Genomic DNA, 16,223 nt, shown 5'->3' with positions numbered 1-16,223 from the left:
TCAAGTTTAAATCACTTGTAAATGATTATATATATGCTATTTTTTTAACCTCAACATCGTAATCAAGCCAACTCATATTATTTACATATTTTTAAAGGGGGGAGAAAAGATGTTATTTGTATCTATTTGGTCTATTATAAACATAGTGCTTTTAGTAGCAATTTTAGGATTAGGAATATATACTTTATTACTTGTAATAAAAGCTTTAAAAATTTATATAAATAAAAATTCTTAAAATTTGATAATTAATATTTGTGTTGTTTATATAGTCAGATAAATGACAATGGGAGAGAATAATGAAAAATATTTTTTTAGTATATGATAATTGTTGTTTTTATGAAATTGTGATTTTGAGTTATTTTATGAAATTTACGGGACAAGAAATAGCATTTTGTTCAGTGGATGGTAAAGAAATAAATTGTATGGAAGGCTACTCAGTAAATGTAGATATGGCATTGAAGGATGTAAATATAAATGATGTAAAGTGCCTAACAATTACTGGAGGAGATATTTCAGATATTAATAATAAAACCGTACGTGATTTTATTAAGAATTTGGTAGATAAAGGTGCTATTATTTCAGCAATTTGTGCTGGAGTAGATGTGCTTGATGATGCTGGAATTTTAAATGGAGTTAAGTCAACTCATTCTGAAGATACCGATGTTTCTAATGATAAAAATATAATAACAGCAAGGGCAAATGCATACGTAGATTTTGCTATTGAAGTTGCTAAGAAGTTAGATTTATTTGAAGATGAAAATGACTTACAGGAAACAATAAATTTTTGGAAGTATCATAAGAGAGTTCAATAAGTTTTTTAATATTGAAATAGAATTTATTTATAAAAAACAGCATAATAATAAGATTTAGTTATTACTATTCTATTTTACTCTTTAGGAAATTATAAAAACCTTACCATATGAATAACTTTTTATAATTTCCTTCCTTCAGCTTTGAAGTGCTTCTATTAATTTTGTGATTACTTGGAGTGGATGACGGAATAAAAATTCATAATTCCGAGGAATGAGGAATTATTACCTTTAGTTTGTAGAAGTAAATATGTTGTGTTAGGACGACTTGGAGCTTGCGACGGAGCGACTAATATAATATATTTACTTCTTTTTTTATTATATTTAGATTAATCTTAATTTATAGGAATATATTAAATTAATTTAAATATAGTGAAAAAGATGTAAAATACTTGATAATTTAAAGAAAAAGATGTAAAATATTAATTAATAAGAATTATTAGTTAATAAAAAATACATAATTAATTTGGATAAAAATAAATAATATATAGTATTATTTATTGAACGGATATATAAGTATTTATTTTATAAAAAAAGGGGGGAACCGGTAATGAATATTATAATTGGAATTTTAATACCATTTTTAGGTACATCATTAGGCGCAGCTTGTGTTTATGCAATGAAAAAAGAAATGAATAAAAAGGTTAATAAAATACTTCTTGGATTTGCTTCTGGTGTTATGATGGCTGCAGCAGTATGGTCATTAATTATTCCTGCTATAGATATGTCTAAAGATATGGGGAAATTATCTTTTATTCCAGCAGCAATTGGAGTAATGGCTGGAATTATGTTTTTATTTTCACTAGATAAAGTAATTCCACATCTGCATATTGATAGTAATAAACCAGAAGGAATAAAAAAGAATCACTTAAAGAAATCTACAAAACTAGTATTTTCAGTAGTGCTTCATAATATTCCAGAAGGAATGGCTGTAGGAATCGCTTTTGCTGCAGTTATGAATGAAGGTAGTGCAATAACTTTTGCTTCTGCACTTGCACTTTCTATAGGAATAGCAATTCAAAATTTCCCGGAGGGTGCAATAATATCAATGCCACTTAAAAGTGAAGGAGTAAGTAAAAATAAATCTTTTATTTATGGAGTTTTATCTGGAATAGTTGAACCTATAGGAGCGGCAATTACAATATTATTTTCTAGCTTTATTACACCAATAATGCCATATCTTCTTTCTTTTGCAGCAGGAGCAATGATATTTGTTGTAGTTGAAGAGTTAATTCCTGAAGCAGCAGGAGATAATTTTTCAGATATTAGCACTATAGCTTTTTCTATAGGATTTGTAATTATGATGATTTTAGATGTTGCATTATCTTAGGAAAATATATATTAAATATTAATTTAAAACTAGATATAATAAAAAATTAAAATAGGTAAAAAAGGAGTAATGATTTATGAAATTAGTTATTATAAGACATGGAGAAAGTGAATGGAATAAATTGAATTTATTTACTGGATGGAGTGATGTAGACTTATCTCCTGAAGGAATAGAAGAAGCAAGATTGGCTGGAAGAACTTTAAAAGAAGCTGGATTAGATTTTGATATTGCTTATACTTCTTATTTAAAAAGAGCTATTCATACTTTAAATCTAACATTAGAGGAAATGGATAGAGAGTGGATTCCAGTTGTGAAATCATATAAATTAAATGAAAGGCATTATGGAGCATTACAAGGATTAAATAAAGCTGAGACAGCAGAAAAATATGGAGAAGAGCAAGTTAAAGTATGGAGGAGATCTTTTTCAATAAAGCCTCCGATATTAAATGAGACAAGCATTCAAAATCCTAAAAGTCAAGAACAGTATAGAGGTATAGATGAAAATGAATTGCCACTTGCTGAAAGTTTAGAAGATACAATTAAAAGGGTTGTTCCTTATTTCAATGAAGTTATAAAGAAGGACATGTTATCTGGAAAGAGAGTATTAATTGCAGCACATGGGAATTCGATAAGAGCATTAGTAAAATATTTCGAAAATCTTTCAGAAGATGAAATATTAGAGGTAAATATACCAACAGCAACTCCATTAGTATATGAATTTGATGATGATTTTAATGTTATAGAAAAATATTATTTAGGTAATGAAGAAGAAATTGAAAAGAAGGTTAAAAGTGTATCTAATCAAGGTAGTATTGAGAACAAGGAAATAGAAACTGTATAATAAAATAAAATTTAAATAATCCAATAATATTAAAAGTATTATTGGATTATTTTGTGATTTCATTTATAATTTTAATTAAATATAAAAAATTTGGGGGATAAAATGGGAAGAGTGAAAACTGCTTTAAGGATTTCAGGAACATTAATTTTATTATCTTTTCTGATATCTATATCAATTATATATTATTTAAAATTAGATAATCCTGTATTTTTAAAAAGCTATAAAGATATTGAAGTTGTTGAAAATGAGGGGAATTATATAACGTCAGGTTATGACATTGAAATTAAATATATAGCAAATATAGAGGACAATAGAAAGGTATCATCGATAGTTTTTAAAGATGCACCTAACTTGAATTTTTATGTTAGTGAAAATAGTCCAATGGGAATAGGCCAATTTTATAATTATAGTAATGATAATATTGAAGGGTATGGAAGATATGGAATTCATACAGTCTTTCTTAATTTAAATTCACATAATTATGGATATGATTTAAATGATGATATTGTATTAGGGGAAGCAACTGTAACATTTAATGATGGTCTTACTATGGATGTAGATTTAGGGAAGTTAGTATTATATAAATATAAGTCACCTCAAGAAAATTTAGTTGATGAAGTTTTGTATGGACAGAATATAGATATTTCAAGTGAGGGTATTAGTAAAAGTGGATTTTATGTGAAAAAATATATTCAAGTATCAGATATATATTCAAAATTATTTGAGGATACAAGAGATTTATTTGATTTTAATATAAATAAGACTGGAAGTATAGAAGATAGGGATTTAATTTATAATGCAAATGATAATTTATATTTTACTTCTCAATTTAATTTTATAGATGATCCAGAAAGAAAACTTTATAGTTATGATATAAGGCCTATTATTTATTTTAAAGATAGGGATGGAAAAGAATATGAAAAGAGAGTATATAATTTGACATATAATCCCTCCTTTAATTTTAATGATATATATAAATATCTAATAGAAACAGGAGAAATATAATATTATGAATGGATATAAAAAAGTTTTTTGGGGAATGATTTTTACAACTTTTCATTTTAATTTAGGACCAATAGAGATTTTACCAGACTTTATTGCATTATTAATAATTTGTTCAGGAGGAAAAGAAATACTAGCTAATTATAATAATGCTTCTATTAAAATAGCTTTAAAATTATTTGATATAAAAGTATTTATGTCTTTTATAACTTTTGTATTACCATTTATAGGAATAGAAAATGGATTTAATAATATTATAGTAAACATAATTTGGTTTAATGTAGGGAGTATTTTAGAGATTTTAAGTATAGTTAAACTTTTAGAAGGTACTTCAGAAATCTTATCTGAAAATTATAATACTTATTTAGGGAATAAGTACAAAAGTAAAGCAATAGTATATATTTATTTTTATTCAGTTGTATTAATTGTAAGCAACATTAATTATATATTTATGTCAGGATCAGTAGGCTTAGTTATAGCAATATATGCATTGATAATTAAGTGCATGGTGATATTCTCTTTTAGAAAATTATATAATGGTGATTTACAAATAGTTTAAATAAATTAATTAAATCTACAAATAATACTTCTATATAGATATGGAGGTTTTATTATGAGTAAGGATATATTAGATAAATTAGAGCTTAAAAATTATGAAAATTTATCAGATAATAATTTTAAGCAAAATACAGTTTTAGGAATGAATAGAGATTTAGATAAGCTAAAAATAAATGATGATTTTTCTAATGAAGATGCTTTAGATAATGAATATACACTAAAAGTAACTAATTCTTATATAGAGCTAAATGACATTGTAAAAGATGATGATAGATATAAGAGTAGTAAGGAGGATGAAGATAAAACAGATCTAAACTCATTAACATTAAATAAAATATAAAATAGTATAGCTCTTGAAGAAATTCAAAGAGCTCTTTTCATATAGTAAAATAGCAATAATATATAGCATAATAAAACAAGATTATATTTTAAAAACTTTAAGATTAATTTAAGGTAAAAATGATATTATTTACTCAATGAAATTCTAGGAGGATTTATTATGAGTAAAAAGATTATAGCAATATTATCTATAGTATCTATTTTAGCAGGTGCTACAGGATGTACAAATAAAGTTACTACAACAAATGATAACACTGTTGTAAGTGATAATATAGAAAATGTAGATACTAACATTGTTTTAGGAGATTCAATTTCAGTTGATGGTAGTGGAGTTGTAGTTGAAGGAAATACAGTAACTATAAGTTCTGCTGGAACATATGGAATATCAGGAACCCTAAATGATGGGCAAATAGTAGTAAATGCAGGGGATGAAGATAATGTTAAATTAGTTTTAAATGGAGCTAATATAACATGTTCAAATAGTGCTCCTATTTATGTTATGAATGCTAAAAATGCATATATAGTGTTAGCGGAAGGTAGTGAGAATGTAGTCACAGATGGAGAAAGCTATGTTTTCGAAGATGAAACTAGTGATGAACCAAATGCAACAATATTTAGTAAAGATGATTTATTTATTAGTGGTACTGGAAAGCTAACAGTAAATTCAAATTATAATAACGCAATAACTAGTAAAGATGACCTAGAAATAGGTGAAGCTACTATAGAAATAACTTCTGTTGCAGATGGGCTTAGAGGTAAGGATTCAATTACAATTACAAGTGGTAATATTAATATAAATGCATCAGGAGATGGAATGAAATCTAATAATTCTGAGGATACGGAAAAAGGTTATGTATTAATTGAAGGTGGAACTATAAGCATAACTTCTGGTGAAGATGGAATTCAAGCTGAGACAAGTGCAACTATTACTGGTGGAGATTTAACTATTAATACAGGTGGTGGTAGTGAAAATAGCAGTAAATCTAGCAGTACTTGGGGAAGTTGGGGAAATCCGATGGACTTTGGTGGAAGTTCCACTACAACTGAAGATGATACTGCAAGTGCTAAAGGTATAAAAGGAAATACAGCAGTAAAAATAGATGGAGGTAATATTAATATAGATTCTTCTGATGATTCAATACATTCTAATGGAAATGTAGAGATAAATGGAGGAAATATAAACATAGCTTCTGGTGATGATGGAATTCATGGAGATTCAACTGTAGATATAAATTCTGGAGAAATTAATATTACAAAATCTTATGAAGGTATAGAAGCAGAAACTATAAATATTAATGATGGAAATATAAAAGTAGTTGCAAGTGATGATGGAGTTAATGCTTCTGGTGGTAATGATGGATCTTCTGTAAATGGTAGACCAGGTCAAAATAGTTTTGCTTCATCGGGTAATGGAACTATTAATTTAAATGGTGGTAGATTGATAGTAGATGCAAGTGGTGATGGTATTGATGCTAATGGATCAATATATATGAAGGATGGAGTAGTTATAGTAAATGGACCTGAGGATAATGGAAATGGTGCTTTAGATTATGACGGTAACTTTGAAATTTCTGGTGGATTATTAATTGCAGCAGGAGGTTCAGGAATGGCTCAATCACCAAGCAATTCTTCAACACAAAATTCAATTAATGTATTTACTTCAGTTTCAGCAAACACATTACTTCATATTGAAGATGAAAGTGGAAATGAGTTAATAACATTTGCGCCAAGTAAGTCAGCAAGCTCAATAGTTATATCTTCTCCAGATATAAAAACAGGAACAACTTATAAGGTATATACTGGTGGAGAATCAACAGGTACAGCTACAGATGGATTATACTCTGATGGAAGTTATTCGGGTGGAACAGAAGGAGATAGCTTTACAGTGTCTAGTTCAGTTACTACTGTAGGCCAAAGTACTGGTGGAGTTGGAGGTCCAGGTGCTGGAAGAGGCAACAAAGGAACTATGTCGGGACAAGAATCAGGAATGCCTTCAAGACCATAATTTAACTTTATAAATGTATTAAAGAATATTACGGATAATAATAAATTCGTAATATTCTTTTTAATATATTACTTTAAAATAAGGATACGTATATACTTCTTATGGCTAGATATGATAATTTAAAAGTTATTACAAGTAATTATTCAAAATATATTTAACTTAAAGTAGATATATTTGAATTTATTGATTAAGTATTCAGAATAATATAAAAATATAGGGCATTATCGTTGACAATATTGATACTCGATAATATAATATAGAATATAATGGAATTTTATATTATTATAGTTAATATCGAGTATCGATATTTGGAGGATAGTAAAGATGCCTAGAGAACAGTTTCAAAATTTAACTGAGCCAATGTACTATATATTAATATCATTATTAGAAGAAAAGTGTGGCGTAGATATAATGGTAGCAGTTGATGAAATATCTAAAGGAAGAGTAAAAATAGGGCCAGGAACATTATATGCTTTGCTCGGAAGATTTGAAAAAGAGGAGATGATTATAGAAACTGAAGTAGTGGGGAGAAAAAGAAGCTATATAATTACTGAAAAAGGATTAGAAACACTTAATGATGAGTATGATCGATTAATTAGATTAGTTAAAGATGGAGAATTTTTCTTAGGGGGAAATCGAAATGATATTTAGAGATGAGAGGCGGGTTATATTTAATTTTTTACCTTATGAGTATAAAAGTTTGCAAGAATATTTAGAAAAGATGGCGATAAAGGGATGGATGCTAGAAGATATAAATGGATATTATTTAAAGTTTATTAAGAGCTCACCTAAAAATTTAAAGTATTCAGTAGATATAATGGACAGTATCTCTTTTTTCGATGGCAAGGACACTGATAAGGCCTTAGAGTATAGGGAATATTGTAAAGAAGCAGGTTGGAATTTTGTTTGTGAAAGTGATAAAAGACAAATATATTGTAGTGAATCAGATGAAAATAGGGTAGATATTCATACTGATGAAATAGAAAAATTTAATACTATTACTAAAGCCTCATTAAAATATGTTTGTTTAAGTTTAATAAATCTTATTTGCCTTTTATTTATTCAATATAACATTACGATAGGAAGTGGTAATGGACAATTTTTAGCTAATTCATTCAATTTAGCTAGTCTTATTTTTGTTAATATTTTTTCACTTCATGAAATAGTAGGTATAATAACATTTTTAATATTTTTTATAAAAGGAAAAATTTCAATAAATGAAAGAAGAAAAATAAATTATAACTTCAAAAAAGTAGTTTTACTAAAAAGAATAATATGTTATTTAATGTATATTATTATAGTTACAGAGTTTATACTTTTAGCTATAGCTTATGATATAAGCATTTTAAAAGTAATTATTACAATAGTTTTTTTAGTTGCTATAGCTAATTGTATAATTAAATTTATTAAAAATAAGAATTATAAAAATGATTATATAATAATTTCAGGAGTTTATCTAGCAGTTACGTTAATAATGTTTTTTATTATTACTAATATGATTTCAAAAAATATAGTTGATAAAGACTATAATTATAAAATGTTAAGTGAAGTATCTAATTTAAAACTTGAAGATTTTAATGACGTTAGTAAGGAAGATTTAGTATATTTTAAAGTAGAAAAATCACCAATAGCTTCATATTTATTTTATATTGATGAAGGAGAAAAAGTTTACTTAAGATATGAAGTTTTTGAAAGTGAGTATAAATGGGCAGTTAAGTATAATTTTGATAAGACAATTAAGTATCTTAGTAAATTAGGTGCTAAATATATAGAAAAAGAAACTAAGTTACCCAATGATATAAAAGTATATATGAATGAAAAGGGATATGAATACATTATAATTTCTGAAAATAAGATGCTAGAGATATCAACTATTGAAACTATAAGTGAAGATGAATTAATTAATATTGTTTATAAAAAAGTATTTAAATAAAAATAAGGAGATTTGCTATATTAAATTTAGCAAATCTCCTTACTTTTTATTAGCTATAAACTTTTTCTTCAAATCCTGAAAAATTAAGTGAAATATTTAAATTTCCATTTTTACATCTTAATTCATCTATAAATTTCTTTTGGTTAGCATCAAGTTTCATTTGAATTATATAATGAATTTCAAAAAGAGAACCAAAATCTCTAGTTTTAATAGTTTCAATAGACCAAGAATTAGTATATTTATTTAATATGTCATCAAATATTCCATCATAATTTAAGTCTTCGGGAATAGTTATTTTTAGCTTTGAAGTTTTAGTTTTTGGCATAGCAAATTTTGTTACATCTAATATTAATGTTAAAGCACAAAGCACTATAGTGAATATAAATGCATATCCTATATATCCCATACCACAAGTTAATCCTACAGCCAAAGTAAAGAATACATAAGCTATATCTTTTGGATCTCCAGGAGCACTTCTAAAACGAATAATTGAAAAAGCTCCTGCTAGACTAAAGGCTCTAGCAACATTATTACCAACTAATAATATTATAATTGATATTATTACAGGTAGCATAATTAGTGTTACTGTAAAGCTCGGTGCATATCCTTCTCTTTTATGAGTTTTCATATATGCAAGGCTAATGATTAAGCCTAGAATAATTGATGATGAAATAATTAATAAAGCATTAAATAAAGTAAATGATTCCCCACTAGTGGATGTTATTATTGTTTCTAACATATACTTTTCCTCCTTATGTCATAAGTTTTATTTAAACAATAACTCATATATTCATTTCCATATTTAGAAAAGTGAGTATTGTATATCTCTAATTCTGAAAGTGCTTTACTTAACCATAGTGGAACAGCACCTAATATTTTAACTTCCATAAGATAATTTTTTTTTGAAAGAATCTCATCTCCATAGCCACCAGCTTTAAGTGATAAGTTATCGCGTCTACTTAATATATTTGAATCAAATGTAACTCTAAAATCACTATCATTTTTACCAAAGAAAGCATTTCTACTATAACTTATATATACTTTAGGAGATACGGTATTATTTCCTAAATAATATTCTATTTCATTAAGAACTTGATTATTTAGATAGTCAATAGATTTAGGTCTTTCTCTAAATTCTAAAAATCTTTCAGCTTCTTTTAGTGTTAAGGTTGCTCTCCTTTTATTAACAATTCCATTAATTTTTTTCTTAAGTTCTAAGAAAACTTTATCATTTTCACCTATAGGAGCTTTATAGCTTCTTAACCTAAGTTTTTCTTTATAGTAAGGTTTATTAATAGAATGTCTAATTACATGATTATCTTCAGTATCATAATAAATACTATAAATATTATAGTTTTCTCCATTCTTACAGTATTTATCTGGGTTCATATATTCATATAAAATTGGTAAAAGAGATTTGTATTGATATTCATTTAAAATAAATTTTTTCTCAAATCGTTGAAAGGCTTTTATTGCCATAAAGTTACCTCCTGTTAATTTTTCTTTCTGATGTAATTATATAAACTAAAGCTTAAAGAAATCTTAAATTTGATAAATTTACTTTTAGAATAGGGGATTTTATAAAAATTGTAGAGCTATTACATTCGCATTCATTGTAAAAAAGAGTATAATAATAAAGTGATTATATTGTATTAAACAAAGGGGGAATTTTTTATGAAAAAGTCATTAATTTGTTTATTATTTTCTACATTATTATTAACTGCATGTTCATCCAATAAATCACAAGATGCAAATAATGTAGTAGATAATAATTCAAGTGGAGTTACTGAGCAAAGTTCTAATAGTAATTTAGAAGAGAAAGATAGTAATAAAGGGGTTAGTACTGAAGACTTATATGATGTGTCTAAAGATAGTGAGGGCTCAGTAAATGACACTGGAACATTAAAAAATATAAGTGAAGAAGTGAAAAATTATATTTTAAATGGTCAAGGAAATAAACCAGAAGCAGAAAAGTTAAAATGGAGTGAAACCTTTTTAAATGAAGTTGATATAGATAGGTTATATAATCAGTATTTATCAAGTGGGGGTAATGGAGAAAATATAGAACAATTTGCTAGCTATATGACTTTAAATGCTCCTATTCTTAGCAATTGGGAAGATTTGTTTAAGAAAGATTTATATGACACTTATAGTGAAGAAGTAGTTAAGTTAGAAGAATTAAAAGGTGATTTATATCAAGCTTATATAGAAAAAGATGGGAAGGAAGTACCATATGTAGTAGTTTCATCAAGAACAGGTTATTTTCATGGATAATAGTTAATTTTAAAATCTCTGTCCAAGTAAGGTGGATAGAGATTTTTAATTTTTTAGAAAGAATTAATCTTTGGATATAAATTGTAATTAAAAAGTAATTATGAAAAATAAATTACCTAAGGTAAAATTAAATTATATAAGTAAATTTAGGTGTAAGGGAGTTATTGGGATGGTAAATAGAAGTAGGAAGAAAAATTTAATATTTGTGATAGGGATAATAGTTTTAGCAATCATAGGAATTATAATATTTAAAAGTATATACAAAAAGGATAACTATAAAAATGAAGGAATTAATATGACGGAAGAAGATAAAGAAATTATAAATAAAGTTATAGAACTTGCAGAAGAAAAAATTGGTCTACAGTATGTATGGGGAGGCAAGGGAGAAATAATGACTGAAGAAAGACTTGATGAACTTACTAGTTATTATGGAGATGAATATTATCCATTAAGTAGAGAAACTTATATAGGTAATCAAGCCTTTGACTGTTCTGGATTAACTTACTGGGTTTATAAAGAAGTAACAGGAATAGAAATAGGTTATTCAACCTTTGATCAAGAAGATATTTTACAAGGATATGAAGTTAGTAAAGAAGATTTACAGCCTGGAGATTTAATATACACTCCAGGACATGTAGTTTTATATAAGGGGAAAGGGAAATTTATTAATGCTTACAATAAATATGCTTATCCAATTGGAGGGGTAAAAGATGGAAATCTATATTTAAGTGATAATAGTGTAATTTATAGACCTATTGATTATATAAATTCTTTAAAATAAATTTTCATTTAAATTGATTATTAGTTTATAGAATATTATAAAAATATTGACAATAATTTAAATAAGTTTTATAATCCATATTAACGAATAAGCATAACTAAGAATTATTTAATATAGTTCGGAGTATAAGATAGTAAAAAGCTATGATAAGAAGAAGTAGTAATTAGTAAGGCTTACAGAAAGTTACCGGTTGATGAGAGGTGCAAGATAAGCTAATTATGAATACATCTTTGAGCTTCACACCAAATGGAATTGTTTTAAATACAATGCTATAAAAGATGAAATTTGTATTAAATTACTAAAGTTTAAATTCGAAAACTCTATTGTAGTTTTCTATTAATTTTTTTATTTTACATTCTTCATTTTTCATTGTAGGACAGTACCTAGTAGGCTGTGACGTTTTCCTTGCACACGTTATAGTGCTAGAGTATTACCTAGTTTAATCTAGAGTACTTGAAAAGGTAGGCAATGTGAATTGTCTATGAACTTAAGGTGGTAACACGAAGATTTATCTCTCGTCCTTTAGAAATAAGGGGTGGGAGTTTTTTTATTTTCAGAAATCAATTAAGTTCTAAATTATCCAAAAAGCTTTAGTATATTATTCTTATAGAACTTGCTTATATTTTTAAATATAAGAGGAGTGTTAAAAATGATGAAAACAGTAGAGGAACAACTTAAAATTATTAAAAAGGGAGCAAGCTTGATAGTTAGTGAAGAAGAGCTTAAATTAAAACTTGAAAAATCTATAAAAAATAATAAGCCATTAATTATTAAGTTAGGTCTTGATCCAAGTGCACCAGATATACATCTAGGTCATGCTGTAGTTTTGAGAAAAATAAAGCAAATGCAAGATTTAGGGCACAAGGCAATTATAGTAATAGGTGATTTTACTGGTAAGATTGGAGATCCAACAGGAAAGGCTAAAGGAAGAAAAGCATTAACTGATGAAGAAGTATTAAAAAATGCTGAAACTTACAAAAAGCAAATTTTTAAAGTTTTAGATAAGGATAAGACTGAAGTTAAATTTAATAGTGAGTGGCTATCAAAATTAAACTTTGATGATGTATTAAAGCTAGCAGCTACAACTACTGTAGCTAGAATGTTAGAAAGAGATGACTTTCAAAAAAGATATAAAAATAATGTTCCAATAGGAATTCATGAGTTTTTTTACCCATTAATGCAAGCATATGATTCTATAGCACTAGAAGCTGATATAGAGCTTGGAGGAACTGATCAAACCTTTAATATATTAATGGGAAGGACACTTCAAAAAACAATGGGGCAAGAACAGCAAATTGCTATGTTCATGCCAATATTAGAGGGCTTAGATGGTATAGAAAAGATGAGTAAGAGTTTAGGAAACTATATAGGTGTAAATGAACCAGCTAATGTAATGTTTAAGAAGGTTATGGAAGTACCAGATAACTTAATTATTAAATACTTTGAATTAGCAACAGATGAGCATCCGGATGAAATAGAAAAAGTGAGAAAAAGACTTGAAAGCGGAGAAAACCCAAGAGATATTAAGTTTGAATTAGCAAAAATAATAACTGGTTTATATCATTCACAGGAAGAATTAAAGGAAGCAATAGTATTTTACAATACTGCTTTTTCAAAAAAAGCTATACCAGATAATATTCCAAGTTTAAATTTTACAGGAAGTAATTTAAGAGATATAATTGATGATTTATTAAAGGAAAAATATATACCTAGTAAAAAAGAGTTTAATAGATTACTAGAACAAGGTGGAGTTCAGCTGAATGGAGAAAAAATAAAGGACTTAGATACAACACTTAAAGAAGATGATGTATTAAAAATAGGAAAGAAAAAGTTCCTTAAGTTAATAAAAAATTAAATTTAATTGAATAGATAAAAATATTGTTTAGTAGGCTGTTGCTTTTGCAACAGCCTTTAAGAAATTTGAAATATTATCAATAATTTTATTTATTATGAGATAATTTTGATCTCTTTGTAAATTTTTTACCATTAGCATGAGCACCTTTCTTTTTTCCATTTTCAATTCCTATTTCTGCACCGGCCTCAGAGTACATTTTTCTAAGTTCTGCATTAGATTTAGGACGATCTTTGTGTCTGTGTTTATTATTATCCATTTTAAACTACCTCCTAAGATAAGTTGTCTATATTATTATTTCCTTAAGATAATTAAAAATAATATAAAATTAGATACTTTCATGGTATCTATTAATTTATAAGTAATAAGATTGAAAGGTAGCAATTAATTGACATGTGGCTGAATAAAAGTATAGAATTAAATTGAATTATATATAAGAAGGTAATTATGAGTAAAATAATTAAAAAGGAAATTAATAAGTTAAATAAAAAAGAAAATAAGCTAATAAATAAAAAAAGAAATAAGATTATTAAAAATAGATTAGATCCTATATCAGAGAAAATAGAAGAGAAGATTCCTGAGAAATTAAGATCAACATTAGAAAGTGCCTTTTATAATGGTTTTAAGTTAGTATTTCAAAAGGGAAGTAAATATATAGAAAAACTATATGACAAAGATAAAATTCAGCTTGATCATGATATCAATAATTATTCATTAAATAAAAGGATTACGAGAAAAAGTTTAAAACTTATGGACTCTCAAGGAAAGAAAACTAAACTTATAAATTCTACAATTTCAACCATTGAAGGTGGTGGATTGGGGATTTTAGGGATTGGATTACCTGATATTCCTTTATTTATTGGAATGATTCTAAAAACTGTTTATGAAATTGCTTTAAGTTATGGATTTGATTATGAAAGTGATGATGAAAAAATTTATATATTAAACTTAATTAATGTAGCTTTAAGTAGTGAAGAAGAAAAATTAATTTATAGTGAGAAAATAAATAGAATAGAAAATGATATTATATTTGGAGGGGATTTAAATTCTTCTTTAGATTTAGAAATTAAAAATACTTCAAAAGTATTATCTAATACATTATTAATAGCAAAATTCATTCAAGGTATTCCTATTATTGGAGTAGTTGGAAGTGTTTCGAATTATCAAGTTATAAGTAAAGTTAGTAAATATGCAAGTATTAGATATAAAAAGAGATATTTAAATAAAAATTTAAGGTAATATATATTACGTGGAGGAAAATAAGGATGTTTAGACCGATTTAACAAAACCTAAATTCATTTTTTAATAACCTTTTTAGGAAGGTTTATTTCTTATGTCTTTAGGAGGATTGTTAAATTGAATAAAAGAGTTAATATACATTTACTAAACATAATTATTTTTTTACAAGGTTTTGTTTTTTATGCACCAATTGCAACTATATATAGGGAGAATAGAGGAATATCTATATCACAAATATTTTTAATTGAATCAATTTACATGATAGGGATAATATTTTTAGAAATTCCTTGGGGAGTGTTTGCAGATAAGTTTGGATATAAGAAAACATTGGTTTTAGCTAATTTTATATTCTTGATGTCTAAAGTAATATTTTTTAAAGCAAATTCATTTTATATGTTTTTATTCGAAAGATTACTATTGGCAGTGGCAATATCAGGGTTATCAGGATGTGATTCTACATTACTTTATCTTTCTCTAGATAAGGAAGAAAATAGTGAAAGAGCCTTTGCTAAATATGAATTTTTTTCAAATTTAGGATTTTTATTAGGATCATTTATGTCTACATTTATAATAAATATATCAATGGATTTATCTGCATTTTTTACTATAATACCTTATGCTTTTGCTTCTTTTATATCCTTATTTTTAAAAGATATAAATATAAAAGGTGAAGAAAGAGTAGGTATAGTAAAAAATATTAAAAATATTTTAAAGAAAAAGGAAATACTATTCTTTATTGTTGGTATAGCTCTTATATCTGAAGTTGTTCAAAGTATCACTGTATTTTTAAATCAAAATATTTATATAAGAAGTAATATTGATATTAAATATTTTGGCGTTTTATTAGCGACAATTCAAATAATTAGTTTGCTTTCGGTAAAGTCTTATAAAATTACTAATAAGTTAGGACAAATAAAATCTATAATGTTATTATTAGTAATTATATTAATAAGTTCGTTTATTTTAATATTTACAAATAATTTTATTATAGCTTTTAGTGGAATTGCTTTAATATCTACAAGTATGGATTTTATAAGTCCAATTTCTTTAGATATTGAAAATAAGTCTATAACTTCAATTGATAGAGCAACAGTATTATCTATTTATTCTATGATAGGAAGTGTTATTTCAGCTGGAATAAATCCTATAATAGGAGTTGCATCAAATTATTCATTAGAAATGGGATTAATTATATGTTGCGTAATTGGTTTTATTTCAATTATTTTAATAAGTATATATAAAGTTAGAATAGATTTATAA

At 26.0% G+C, this 16,223-nt stretch carries 18 protein-coding genes; 15 read left to right on the top strand and 3 right to left on the bottom strand.

Going from position 1 to position 16,223, the window contains the following annotated elements; translation table 11 throughout:
• Positions 1-109: 109 nt before the first annotated feature.
• From ACQPUY_RS11585 to ACQPUY_RS11540, 10 genes are all read left to right on the top strand, one after another.
• Positions 110-235, top strand: coding sequence for a hypothetical protein (locus ACQPUY_RS11585; RefSeq protein ID WP_430841388.1), 126 nt, complete (start codon positions 110-112; stop codon positions 233-235).
• 61 nt (positions 236-296) lie between these two features.
• Positions 297-812, top strand: a complete 516-nt coding sequence (locus ACQPUY_RS11580) for a DJ-1/PfpI family protein (RefSeq protein ID WP_430841387.1) — start codon at positions 297-299, stop codon at positions 810-812.
• A 547-nt stretch (positions 813-1,359) separates the two neighbouring features.
• On the top strand, positions 1,360-2,139 hold the full coding sequence (locus tag ACQPUY_RS11575) for a ZIP family metal transporter (RefSeq protein WP_430841386.1): 780 nt from the start codon (positions 1,360-1,362) through the stop codon (positions 2,137-2,139).
• Positions 2,140-2,215: 76 nt separating this feature from the next.
• Positions 2,216-2,980: a 2,3-diphosphoglycerate-dependent phosphoglycerate mutase gene (gpmA, locus tag ACQPUY_RS11570; protein WP_430841385.1), complete on the top strand. Its 765-nt coding sequence runs from the start codon at positions 2,216-2,218 to the stop codon at positions 2,978-2,980.
• A 102-nt stretch (positions 2,981-3,082) separates the two neighbouring features.
• Positions 3,083-3,985, top strand: coding sequence for a hypothetical protein (locus ACQPUY_RS11565; RefSeq protein WP_430841384.1), 903 nt, complete (start codon positions 3,083-3,085; stop codon positions 3,983-3,985).
• 4 nt (positions 3,986-3,989) lie between these two features.
• Positions 3,990-4,541 carry a hypothetical protein gene (locus ACQPUY_RS11560; protein WP_430841383.1) on the top strand — a complete coding sequence of 184 codons (552 nt, stop codon included), beginning with the start codon at positions 3,990-3,992 and terminating at the stop codon, positions 4,539-4,541.
• A 54-nt stretch (positions 4,542-4,595) separates the two neighbouring features.
• The gene (locus tag ACQPUY_RS11555; protein WP_430841382.1) at positions 4,596-4,880 is read left to right on the top strand and encodes a hypothetical protein; all 285 of its coding nucleotides are present in this window, start codon (positions 4,596-4,598) and stop codon (positions 4,878-4,880) included.
• A gap of 159 nt (positions 4,881-5,039) precedes the next feature.
• On the top strand, positions 5,040-6,884 hold the full coding sequence (locus ACQPUY_RS11550; protein WP_430841381.1) for a carbohydrate-binding domain-containing protein: 1,845 nt from the start codon (positions 5,040-5,042) through the stop codon (positions 6,882-6,884).
• 324 nt (positions 6,885-7,208) lie between these two features.
• Positions 7,209-7,535 (top strand): PadR family transcriptional regulator, encoded by a 327-nt coding sequence (locus ACQPUY_RS11545; RefSeq protein ID WP_430841380.1) that lies wholly within the window; start codon positions 7,209-7,211, stop codon positions 7,533-7,535.
• On the top strand, positions 7,525-8,817 hold the full coding sequence (locus ACQPUY_RS11540) for a DUF2812 domain-containing protein (protein ID WP_430841379.1): 1,293 nt from the start codon (positions 7,525-7,527) through the stop codon (positions 8,815-8,817). Before ACQPUY_RS11545 ends, ACQPUY_RS11540 begins: the two co-directional genes overlap by 11 nt.
• A 49-nt stretch (positions 8,818-8,866) precedes the next feature.
• On the opposite strand, the gene ACQPUY_RS11535 is transcribed toward ACQPUY_RS11540, so the two are convergent.
• Together ACQPUY_RS11535 and ACQPUY_RS11530 are read right to left on the bottom strand one after the other, a co-directional pair.
• Positions 8,867-9,556, bottom strand: a complete 690-nt coding sequence (locus ACQPUY_RS11535) for a DUF4956 domain-containing protein (RefSeq protein WP_430841378.1) — start codon at positions 9,554-9,556, stop codon at positions 8,867-8,869.
• The gene (locus ACQPUY_RS11530) at positions 9,550-10,296 is read right to left on the bottom strand and encodes a polyphosphate polymerase domain-containing protein (protein WP_430841377.1); all 747 of its coding nucleotides are present in this window, start codon (positions 10,294-10,296) and stop codon (positions 9,550-9,552) included. The genes ACQPUY_RS11535 and ACQPUY_RS11530 overlap by 7 nt, the downstream gene beginning before the upstream one ends.
• Positions 10,297-10,491: 195 nt before the next feature.
• On the opposite strand from ACQPUY_RS11530, the gene ACQPUY_RS11525 reads away from it, so the two are divergent.
• From ACQPUY_RS11525 to tyrS, 3 genes are all read left to right on the top strand, one after another.
• Complete coding sequence (locus ACQPUY_RS11525) at positions 10,492-11,091, top strand: hypothetical protein (RefSeq protein WP_430841376.1); 600 nt, start codon at positions 10,492-10,494, stop codon at positions 11,089-11,091.
• A 169-nt stretch (positions 11,092-11,260) separates the two neighbouring features.
• A complete protein-coding gene (locus ACQPUY_RS11520; protein ID WP_430841375.1) occupies positions 11,261-11,872 on the top strand; it encodes a C40 family peptidase in 612 nt (203 codons plus the stop codon).
• Positions 11,873-12,521: 649 nt separating this feature from the next.
• Positions 12,522-13,727, top strand: coding sequence for a tyrosine--tRNA ligase (gene tyrS, locus ACQPUY_RS11515; protein WP_430841374.1), 1,206 nt, complete (start codon positions 12,522-12,524; stop codon positions 13,725-13,727).
• A gap of 85 nt (positions 13,728-13,812) precedes the next feature.
• Here the strand turns inward: tyrS and ACQPUY_RS11510 are convergent, their stop codons facing one another.
• Entirely contained in the window at positions 13,813-13,983 is a 171-nt protein-coding gene (locus ACQPUY_RS11510) for a hypothetical protein (protein WP_430841373.1), read from the bottom strand.
• Between the two features lie 188 nt (positions 13,984-14,171).
• Here ACQPUY_RS11510 and ACQPUY_RS11505 point away from each other — a divergent pair, with 188 nt between their 5' ends.
• Together ACQPUY_RS11505 and ACQPUY_RS11500 are read left to right on the top strand one after the other, a co-directional pair.
• Entirely contained in the window at positions 14,172-14,963 is a 792-nt protein-coding gene (locus ACQPUY_RS11505) for an EcsC family protein (RefSeq protein WP_430841372.1), read from the top strand.
• Positions 14,964-15,080: 117 nt separating this feature from the next.
• Positions 15,081-16,223 (top strand): MFS transporter, encoded by a 1,143-nt coding sequence (locus ACQPUY_RS11500; RefSeq protein WP_430841371.1) that lies wholly within the window; start codon positions 15,081-15,083, stop codon positions 16,221-16,223.

The sequence above is a fragment of the Clostridium nigeriense genome, from assembly GCF_050585245.1.
In the GTDB taxonomy this organism is placed as follows: Bacteria; Bacillota; Clostridia; order Clostridiales; family Clostridiaceae; genus Clostridium; species Clostridium nigeriense_A.
The sequence above is the reverse complement of the archived record's forward strand: the minus strand, read 5'-3'. Positions and strand labels throughout refer to the sequence as shown.